At 66.4% G+C, this 9,146-nt stretch carries 10 protein-coding genes and 3 tRNA genes; 12 read left to right on the forward strand and 1 reads right to left on the reverse strand.

The annotated features are described in order from the left end of the window. The first annotated feature begins 65 nt into the window (after nucleotides 1–65). On the forward strand, nucleotides 66–767 hold the full coding sequence (locus tag EJO71_RS13145; RefSeq protein ID WP_125949138.1) for a phosphoglycolate phosphatase: 702 nt from the start codon (nucleotides 66–68) through the stop codon (nucleotides 765–767). A 3-nt stretch (nucleotides 768–770) separates the two neighbouring features. Here EJO71_RS13145 and EJO71_RS13150 read toward each other — a convergent pair whose 3' ends face one another. Continuing rightward, complete coding sequence (locus EJO71_RS13150; protein WP_125949139.1) at nucleotides 771–1,376, reverse strand: chalcone isomerase family protein; 606 nt, start codon at nucleotides 1,374–1,376, stop codon at nucleotides 771–773. A gap of 349 nt (nucleotides 1,377–1,725) precedes the next feature. Here EJO71_RS13150 and trpE point away from each other — a divergent pair, with 349 nt between their 5' ends. The 11 genes from trpE to EJO71_RS13205 all read left to right on the forward strand — a co-directional run bounded on the left by trpE (nucleotide 1,726) and on the right by EJO71_RS13205 (nucleotide 9,078). Then, entirely contained in the window at nucleotides 1,726–3,228 is a 1,503-nt protein-coding gene (gene trpE / locus EJO71_RS13155) for an anthranilate synthase component I (RefSeq protein WP_125949140.1), read from the forward strand. Beyond that, the gene (locus EJO71_RS13160; RefSeq protein WP_116267004.1) at nucleotides 3,225–3,617 is read left to right on the forward strand and encodes a GxxExxY protein; all 393 of its coding nucleotides are present in this window, start codon (nucleotides 3,225–3,227) and stop codon (nucleotides 3,615–3,617) included. Before trpE ends, EJO71_RS13160 begins: the two co-directional genes overlap by 4 nt. Next, nucleotides 3,614–4,198 carry an aminodeoxychorismate/anthranilate synthase component II gene (locus tag EJO71_RS13165; protein ID WP_125949141.1) on the forward strand — a complete coding sequence of 195 codons (585 nt, stop codon included), beginning with the start codon at nucleotides 3,614–3,616 and terminating at the stop codon, nucleotides 4,196–4,198. The genes EJO71_RS13160 and EJO71_RS13165 overlap by 4 nt, the downstream gene beginning before the upstream one ends. 118 nt (nucleotides 4,199–4,316) lie before the next feature. Further along, nucleotides 4,317–5,375 carry a low-specificity L-threonine aldolase gene (gene ltaE / locus EJO71_RS13170; protein WP_125949142.1) on the forward strand — a complete coding sequence of 353 codons (1,059 nt, stop codon included), beginning with the start codon at nucleotides 4,317–4,319 and terminating at the stop codon, nucleotides 5,373–5,375. A 16-nt stretch (nucleotides 5,376–5,391) separates the two neighbouring features. Then, a complete protein-coding gene (locus EJO71_RS13175) occupies nucleotides 5,392–6,051 on the forward strand; it encodes a LysE family translocator (protein ID WP_125949143.1) in 660 nt (219 codons plus the stop codon). 21 nt (nucleotides 6,052–6,072) lie between these two features. Then, complete coding sequence (gene trpD / locus EJO71_RS13180; RefSeq protein ID WP_125949144.1) at nucleotides 6,073–7,095, forward strand: anthranilate phosphoribosyltransferase; 1,023 nt, start codon at nucleotides 6,073–6,075, stop codon at nucleotides 7,093–7,095. Nucleotides 7,096–7,124: 29 nt separating this feature from the next. Continuing rightward, entirely contained in the window at nucleotides 7,125–7,925 is an 801-nt protein-coding gene (gene trpC / locus EJO71_RS13185) for an indole-3-glycerol phosphate synthase TrpC (protein WP_125949145.1), read from the forward strand. Then, on the forward strand, nucleotides 7,922–8,629 hold the full coding sequence (locus tag EJO71_RS13190) for a uracil-DNA glycosylase (RefSeq protein ID WP_125949146.1): 708 nt from the start codon (nucleotides 7,922–7,924) through the stop codon (nucleotides 8,627–8,629). The genes trpC and EJO71_RS13190 overlap by 4 nt, the downstream gene beginning before the upstream one ends. A 109-nt stretch (nucleotides 8,630–8,738) precedes the next feature. Further along, nucleotides 8,739–8,824: transfer RNA gene (locus tag EJO71_RS13195), tRNA-Tyr, on the forward strand. 64 nt (nucleotides 8,825–8,888) lie between these two features. Next, nucleotides 8,889–8,962 (forward strand) — tRNA-Gly (locus EJO71_RS13200). Nucleotides 8,963–9,003: 41 nt separating this feature from the next. Beyond that, a tRNA-Thr gene (locus tag EJO71_RS13205) sits at nucleotides 9,004–9,078 on the forward strand. The last annotated feature ends 68 nt before the right edge of the window (nucleotides 9,079–9,146 follow it).

Here is a 9,146-nt window from a genome sequence, read left to right on the forward strand (position 1 = left end):
ACAAGGCTCCGCTTCCTGGTGCCCTGTAAAGTGAAGGGCAGTTTTCGCAACCCTGTTTGCCTGTCTTGAACCCCATCAGCTTCGATCACACCAACTTCGACGCCGCCATCGTCGACCTCGACGGCACCATGGTCGACACGCTCGGCGACTTCGCCGCTTCGCTGAACCGCATGCTCGACGACCTCTCGCTGCCGCACGTGGCGCCCGCCGCCATCGAGACGATGGTGGGCAAGGGCTCGGAGCACCTGATCCATTCCGCGCTCGTGCATGTGCTGCCGCCAGCCGATGCCGATGCGAAGGCGCGCGCCCTGTTCGGTCGCGCGTGGGAGCGCTACCAGCACCACTACCTGGCCATCAACGGACGGCACTCGGCGGTGTACGCCGGTGTCATCGACGGGCTGAAGGCGCTGCGCGCGAGCGGCCTGCGGCTGGCCTGCCTCACCAACAAGCCGACTTCGTTCGCAAAGCCGTTGCTGGTCGACAAGGGGCTCGACGGCTTCTTCGAGCTGGTGTTCGGCGGCGATGCCTTCGAGCGCAAGAAGCCCGATCCGCTGCCGCTGCTGAAGACCTGCGAAGCGCTGGGCACCGCGCCTTCGCGCACGCTGATGATCGGCGACTCGAGCAACGACGCGCGTGCCGCGCGCGCCGCCGGATGCCCCGTCGTGCTCGTGACCTACGGCTACAACCACGGCGAGCCGGTGCGCGGCGTCGATGCCGATGGTTTCGTCGATTCGCTGGCGGAGCTGGTGCCCGTCACCGGGCGGTAGCCGCTACTGCTTGCCGAGCAGCGCGTCCTTCAGCTTCCAGTCGGCCGGGTTCGGCCCCAGCCAGATGCGCAGCAGCGCGTTGAAGAAAGCCGGCTCCTTCACCGGATCGGGCTGCGGCACGCCGCGCACCGTGATCACCGTGCCGGTGCCGGGCAGCCAGTCGATGGTGAAGGTGTCGCCGGTCTTCAGCTGCTTCTGGTCGGCGAACATCTGGCCCATGCGCAGCAGGCCGGGGATGAGGTTGACCATTTCGCTCTTGGGCGAGTTGTCTTCCACGCCCTTGGTGAAGAGCTTGCCGAGCTCGTTCGCGTCGATGTCGCGCAGCATGGTGATGGCCACGCGCTTGGGGCCCGGCGCGGCCAGCGCCTCTTCGGCGGTCGAGACCTTCTTGCCCACGTACAGGCCAGCCGTGTAGACCTTGAAGATGGCCTTGTAGCGCACGCCCGCGCCGTTGAGCACCAGGGGGCTGCCGCGCAGGTCCATCTGGTCTTCGAGCTTGACGCCGGCCACGTCGACCTGCGCGGCCGAGGCGCCGAGGGCGGTGGCGGCCAGGCAGGCGGCCAGTGCGAGGCGGGAGAAGAGCACGGTCGGGAGCGAAAGGGCGGTCAACGCAGTCTCCTTGGAATTTTGCGAACGGTCGTGCGAATGTATCTTTTTGTTTTATGTCCACGGCCTCGGGGGAACCCTGAAGGCGAGCGTGGATGCGGCCGATTGCACGCTTCGGCGTTTTCGTGGGCTAAACTCGGCGCCTCATATGTTCGTTCATCACATCATTCAAACAGGTGAAGGCAGCCGGGGAGCCTGGCCCTGGCGTAGCCATACTTCGCTGACTGTTTGATTGCGCGGCGCACGCCGTGCGCCCGCGGTTCCGGACCGGCATGCACGCCGACACCGGGCCACCCGTGAATGACCTTGCCGCCGGCCGAAGGAGCGCCGCAGGCAACTGGAGAACGTATCCGTGATCACCGAACTTGAATTCAAGAGCCTCAGCGCCCAGGGCTACAACCGCATCCCGCTGATGGCCGAGGCCTTTGCCGACCTCGAGACGCCTCTTTCCCTCTATCTCAAGCTGGCCCATTCGCAGGGCGGTGGCAAGCACAGCTTCTTGCTCGAATCGGTCGTGGGTGGCGAGCGCTTCGGGCGCTACAGCTTCATCGGACTGCCGGCGCGCACGCTGCTGCGCGCCAGCGGCTTCGGCGCCGAGGCCGTCACCGAAGTGGTGACCGACGGGCAGGTGGTCGAGACCGCCAGAGGCAATCCGCTCGACTTCGTGGCCGAGTACCAGAAGCGATTCAAGGTCGCGCTGCGGCCGGGCCTGCCGCGCTTCTGCGGCGGCCTTGCGGGCTACTTCGGCTACGACACCGTGCGCCACATCGAGCGCAAGCTCGAGAAGACCTGCCCGCCCGACGCGCTGGGCTGCCCCGACATCCTGCTGCTGCAGTGCGAGGAACTGGCTGTCATCGACAACCTGTCGGGCAAGCTGTATCTCATCGTCTACGCCGATCCGAAGCAGCCCGAGGCCTACGCGACGGGCAAGCGCCGCCTGCGGGAGCTGAAGGAAAAGCTCAAGTACTCGGTGAGCGCACCCGTCGTGAAGCCCACGCAGCCGCATCCGCCCGAGCGCAGCTTTGCCAAAGCCGACTACCTCGCGGCGGTGGAGCGCGCCAAGGAAATGATCGCCGCCGGCGACTTCATGCAGGTGCAGGTGGGCCAGCGCATCAGCAAGCGCTACACCGAGTCGCCGCTGTCGCTGTACCGCGCGCTGCGTTCGCTCAACCCATCGCCCTACATGTACTACTACAACCTGGGCGACTTCCATGTGGTGGGCGCTTCGCCCGAGATCCTGGTGCGCCAGGAGAACACGGGCGAGGGCGAGCAGAAGATCACCATCCGCCCGCTGGCCGGCACGCGTCCGCGCGGCGCGTCGATCGAGCTCGACAAGGCGGCCGAGGTGGAACTCATCAACGACCCGAAGGAGCGCGCCGAGCACGTGATGCTGATCGACCTTGCGCGCAACGACATCGGCCGCATCGCCAAGACCGGCACCGTGAAAGTGACCGAAGCCTTCGCGGTGGAGCGCTACAGCCACGTGATGCACATCGTGAGCAACGTCGAGGGCACGCTGAAGGACGGCATGACCGCCATCGATGTGCTCAAGGCCACCTTCCCGGCCGGCACGCTGACCGGCGCGCCGAAGGTGCACGCGATGGAGCTCATCGACCAGCTGGAGCCCACCAAGCGCGGCCTGTATGGCGGTGCGTGCGGCTACATCAGCTATGCGGGCGACATGGACGTGGCCATCGCGATCCGCACCGGCATCGTGAAGGACCAGATGCTGCACGTGCAGGCCGCGGCCGGCGTGGTGGCCGACTCGGTGCCCGAGCTGGAGTGGAAGGAAACAGAAGCCAAGGCGCGTGCGCTGCTGCGTGCGGCCGAGCTGGTCGAGGAGGGGCTGGAATGAGCGCCGCGCCAGACATCCAGAACGACTTCTCGCACGAGATCATCGGCGCGGCCGTCGAGGTGCAGCGCGTGCTCGGCACGGGGCTCGACGAAGGAGCCTACGCCGCGGCGCTGGCCATCGAACTCGCCGAGCGCGAGATCGGCTTCGCGCGCGACGTGGCGCTGTCGGCCAGCTACAAGGGCCGCTCGCTCGGCGAGGTGTACCGTGCGGGCTTCGTGGTCGAGCAGTCGGTCATCGTCGAACTCAGGGCGGCCGACGTGCTGACCGACCTTCATCGCGCGCAGGTGCTGGCCGCGCTGCGTCTCTCGGGCCTCAAGCTGGGCCTTCTGATCAACTTCAACGTGTTCCCCGTCGTCAAGGGCGTGCACCGGATTGTGAGCAAGCCATGAAACTGCTGATGATCGACAACTACGATTCCTTCACCTACAACATCGTCCAGTACTTCGGCGAGCTGGGTGCGGACGTGCAGGTGCACCGCAACGACGAGATCACCTTGGAGCAGATCGGCGAGCTGATCGCTTCGGGCGTGACGCGGCTGGTGGTGTCGCCCGGGCCGTGTTCGCCGGCGGAGGCGGGCGTGTCGGTGGCGGCCATCGAGGCCTTTGCGGGCAAGCTGCCTATCCTGGGCGTGTGCCTCGGCCACCAGGCCATCGGCGCGGCCTTCGGTGGCAAGATCGTGCGCGCGCAGCAGCTCATGCACGGCAAGACCAGCGAGATCACGACCACGCGCGAGGGCGTGTTCGCGGGGCTGCCCGAGAAGTTCATCGTCAACCGCTACCACTCGCTTTCCATCGAGCGCGAGAGCTGCCCGAAGGCCCTGGCTGTCACTGCCTGGACCGACGACGGCGAGATCATGGGGGTGCGGCACACCGGATTCGCGCACGATGTGCGCATCGAAGGCGTGCAGTTCCATCCCGAATCGATCCTCACCGAGCACGGCCACGCCATGCTGAAAAACTTTCTGGACTAGCATGGCTCTCCCCCAGGCTTCGCGCACTTCGTGTCGCTTCGCCAACCCCCTCGCCGGGGGCAATACCGGCGGCCCGGCAAAGCCGGTTCCGCGGTATTCCCACTAAGGACCCAAAGACATGCCCACCTCTGATTCCCTCGTCGACCTGCGCAGCGACACCGTCACGCAACCCACGCCCGCGATGCGCGAGGCCATGATGGCGGCGCCTCTTGGCGACGACGTCTTCGGCACCGATCCGAGCGTGAACGCGCTGCAGGAAAAGATCGCCGCCATGCTGGGCTTCGAGGCGGCGCTTTTTGTGCCCACCGGCACGCAGAGCAACCTGTGCGCGATCCTGTCGCACTGCGGCCGGGGCGACGAGTACATCGTCGGCCAGCAGGCGCACTGCTACCGCTGGGAAGGCGGTGGCGCGGCGGTCTTCGGCAGCGTGCAGCCGCAGCCGTTGGACCATGCACCCGATGGCACGCTGCCGCTGGCGCAGATCGAAGCGGCCATCAAGCCCGACGACGCGCACTTCGCGCGCACGCGGCTGCTGGCGCTGGAGAACACGCTGGGCGGCAAGCTGCTGCCCTTCGAGTACGTGCAGGCCGCGACCGAGCTGGCGAAGAGCAAGGGGCTGCAGCGGCACCTCGACGGCGCGCGGCTCTTCAATGCCGCGACGGCGCAGGCGGCACTGAACAAGCGCAGCGACATCCGCGCGGAAGCGCGCCGCATCGCGCAGTGCTTCGACAGCGTGTCGGTCTGCTTCAGCAAGGGGCTGGGCGCACCCATCGGCTCTGCGCTGGTCGGCTCACGCGAGTTCATCGCCCGCGCGCACCGCATCCGCAAGATGGCGGGCGGCGGCATGCGGCAGGCCGGCCTGCTGGCCGCTGCGGCTTCGCATGCGCTCGATCACCATGTCGACCGCCTTGCCGACGACCACGCGCTGGCGCAGCGGCTCGCGCAGGGGCTCGAAGGCATCGAGGGGCTGAAGGTCGAGGCGCCGCACACGAACATCGTGTTCGTCGACCTCACCGGTGCCGCGCAGGCGCGGTCCGCGGAACTGCTCGCGAGCCTCAACCGGCAGGGCATTCTGGCGACGGGGCTCTACCGGCTGCGCTTCGTGACGCACCTGGATGTCGATGCCGCAGGCGTCGACCGCGCGGTCACCGCGATCCGCGGATTCTTCAACGCCTGAGCCCTGGGGGAGCGTGATGCCTGATCTTCCTCATCTGCTCGCCTTCATCGCCGCCGGCTGGCTGCTCAACCTGACACCGGGACCCGACGTGCTGTACGTCGTGACCAACTCGCTGCGCTCCGGCGTGCGGGCCGGCATCATGGCGGGGCTCGGCATCACGACGGGCTGCTTCGTTCACATCTTCGCCGCCGCCGTGGGCGTGGGTACCCTGATGGCGACGTCGGCCACGGCCTTCACCGTGCTCAAGTACATCGGCGCGGCGTACCTGCTGTACCTCGGCGTGCGCATGGTGCTGTCGCGTGCAAAGCCGCCAACTGACTTGCGGGCCGAAGCCGCGGCAGGTGGGGAGCGCAGCCTGAAGGCGATCTTCCTCGGCGGCTTCTGGACCAATGTGCTCAACCCCAAGGTCGCGCTTTTCTTCCTGGCCTTCGTGCCGCAATTCATCGCGCCCGGCGCCGGCAACACGGCGCTTTACTTCGTGCTGCTGGGCGTGCTGTTCAACATCAACGCCATTCCGGTGAATGTCGGCTGGGCCGTCGCCGCTGGGTGGATGGCCCGCCGCAGCGCCGTGCAGAAGGGCATGCACTGGCTCGACCGCGCAGCCGGCGTGCTGTTCATCGGCTTCGGCCTCAAGCTCGCGTTCACCGATGCGCCCGCCGTTCGCGTCGGCCGCTGATTCACCCCGAGGAGACTTTCCATGATCACCCCCCAGGAAGCGCTGCAGCGCACCATCGAGCACCGCGAAGTCTTCCACGACGAGATGCTGCACATCGTGCGCCTCATCATGAGCGGCGAGTGCTCGCCCGTGATGATGGCCGCGCTGATCACCGGCCTGCGAGTGAAGAAGGAAACCATCGGCGAGATCACCGCCGCCGCGCAGGTGATGCGTGAGGTGTCGACCAAGGTGCCCGTCGCTGACACGACGCACCTCGTGGACATCGTCGGCACCGGCGGCGACGGCTCGCACACCTTCAACATCTCGACCTGCTCGATGTTCGTGGCGGCCGCGGCGGGCGCCAAGGTGAGCAAGCACGGCGGGCGCAGCGTGTCGAGCAAGTCGGGCAGCGCCGACGTGCTGGAGTCGCTGGGCGTGAACATCAACCTCAAGCCCGAGCAGATCGCGCGCTCCATCGAGGAATGCGGCATCGGCTTCATGTTCGCGCCGAACCACCACCCGGCGATGAAGAACGTCGCGCCGGTGCGCAAGGAACTCGGCATCAAGACCATCTTCAACATCCTCGGGCCGCTGACCAATCCGGCCGGCGCGCCGAACATCCTGATGGGCGTGTTCCACCCCGACCTCGTGGGCATCCAGGTACGCGCGCTGCAACGGCTCGGGGCCGAGCACGCGGTGGTGGTCTACGGGCGCGACGGCATGGACGAGATCTCGCTCGGCGCCGCCACCATGGTGGGCGAACTGAAGGACGGCGAGATCCGCGAATACGAACTGCACCCCGAGGACTTCGGCTTCCAGATGTCGAGCAACCGCGCGCTGCGCGTGGAGACGCCCGAGCAGTCGAAGGCGATGCTGCTCGGCGTGCTCGACAATCAGGCCGGCCCAGCGCTCGACATCGTGCTGCTCAATGCCGGCGCGGCGCTGTACGCGGCGAACGTGGTCGATTCGGTGCAGGCGGGCGTCGAGCGTTCCCGCGCCGCCATCGCGTCGGGCGCAGCGAAGGCCAAGCTGGCCGAGCTGGTCAAGGCATCCGCGACCGTCTGAGTTTCAAGAGAACAGGAACCCCAGAAGTCATGTCCGACATCCTCGACAAGATCGTTGCCGTCAAGCACCAGGAAGTGGCTGCGGCACTGAAGCGCGCGCCGCTCGAAGCCGTGCGATTCGACGCGGAGAGCCGCGTGCTGACGCGCGACTTCGAAGGCGCACTGCGCGCCAAGATCGCAGCCGGGCACGCCGCGGTGATCGCCGAAGTCAAGAAGGCCAGTCCAAGCAAGGGCGTGCTGCGCGCGGACTTCATTCCGGCCGACATCGCCCAGAGCTACGCCGAGGGCGATGGCGAGATCAGCGCGGCCTGCCTTTCTGTGCTGACCGACAAGCAGTTCTTCCAGGGCGGCGTGGACTATCTCAAGCAGGCACGCGCCTCTTGCGACCTGCCGGTGCTGCGCAAGGATTTCATCGTCGATGCCTACCAGGTGTACGAGTCGCGCGCGATGGGTGCCGATGCGATCCTGCTGATCGCCGCCTGCCTCGACGATGCGCAGATGAAGGATTACGAGGCCATCGCGCGCGGGCTGGGCATGGCCGTGCTGGTGGAGGTGCACGATGCGGCCGAGCTCGATCGTGCGCTCAAGCTGAAGACGGCGCTGATCGGGGTCAACAACCGCAACCTGCGCAATTTCGAGGTGTCGATCCAGGCGACCATCGATCTGCTGCCGAAGCTGCCCGCCGATCGCTTGCCGGTGACCGAGTCGGGCATCGCGACGCGCGAGGACGTCGCCACGCTGCGCGCGGCCGGCGTCAATGCATTCCTGGTCGGCGAGGCGTTCATGCGTGCCAAGGAACCCGGCGAGGCCCTCGCTGCGTTGTTCAAATGAGCCGGCCCGATCAGCTGTCGAGCAGCGATCCTGCCGACTGGCCGGTGTCGCCGGGCTGGCAGCCGCTGGTCGACGAGTTTTTCGGCGGCGCCGTGGGGCAGAAGCTGCAAGGTTTCCTGCGCGAACGGCTCGACGCGGGCGCCGTGATCTTTCCGCCGCAGCCGCTGCGGGCGCTGGAACTCACGCCGCCAGAGGATGTGCGCGTGGTGATCCTGGGCCAGGACCCGTATCACGGACGCGGGCAGGCCGAGGGGCTGGCGTTTTCCGTGGCGCCCGGCGTGGCGCTGCCGCCGTCGCTGCGCAACATCTTCAAGGAGCTGCAGCGCGATCTCGGCACCGCGCCGCCGCCGTTCCCCAATCCGGGCGGCAGTCTGGTCAAGTGGGCGACCCACGGCGTGCTGCTGCTCAACACCTGCCTGACGGTCGAGGAAGCGCAGCCGGCCAGCCATGCTGGCCGTGGCTGGGAGGTGCTGACGGATGCCGTCATTCGGCGTGTTTCAGATGGTGTCAAACCTGTTGTTTTTATGTTGTGGGGCTCGCACGCTCAAAGTAAGCGGGCGTTGATCGACGTTAAGCGCCATAAGGTGCTGATGTCGAATCATCCGTCGCCTCTCTCGGCGCAGCGGCCGCCCGTTCCGTTCATCGGCTGCGGGCATTTCGGCGAAGCACGTGCCTGGCGGGAAGCGCAGCGGTCGGAGGGGTGAAAACTTAGGCGATAATCGTGGGCTAACGCCTCGAGCGGTTCCCTGGCATCTTCGGTGATGCTTGGATTTCCGAGTAGTCACAAAACCGTGCTATATTTCGAGGTTCGCCGGAGAGGTGGCCGAGTGGTTAATGGCAGCAGACTGTAAATCTGCCCTCTTACGAGTACGCTGGTTCGAATCCAGCCCTCTCCACCAGCGATGAATTTGGTTTCTAAGAGCGATTGGATTTCGCGCTTTGGGTGCCTTGAGTGCCCCCGATGCGGGAGTAGTTCAATGGTAGAACCCCAGCCTTCCAAGCTGATGACGCGGGTTCGATTCCCGTCTCCCGCTCCAGAGACCCGGTTCGGCGCCGGAAAGCGATTTGGTTAGACAAAGCCCTTTTGGCTCAGTGGTAGAGCACTCCCTTGGTAAGGGAGAGGTCGCGGGTCCGATTCCCGCAAAGGGCACCAGTTTTTGGGGGTTGCAACGGCAGCATTGCAACCCATCTGCATACGTTGGAAACGTTTTTTTCGGAGTC

It is taken from the genome of Variovorax sp. 679 (assembly GCF_003952185.1).
Classification (GTDB): Bacteria; Pseudomonadota; Gammaproteobacteria; order Burkholderiales; family Burkholderiaceae_C; genus Variovorax.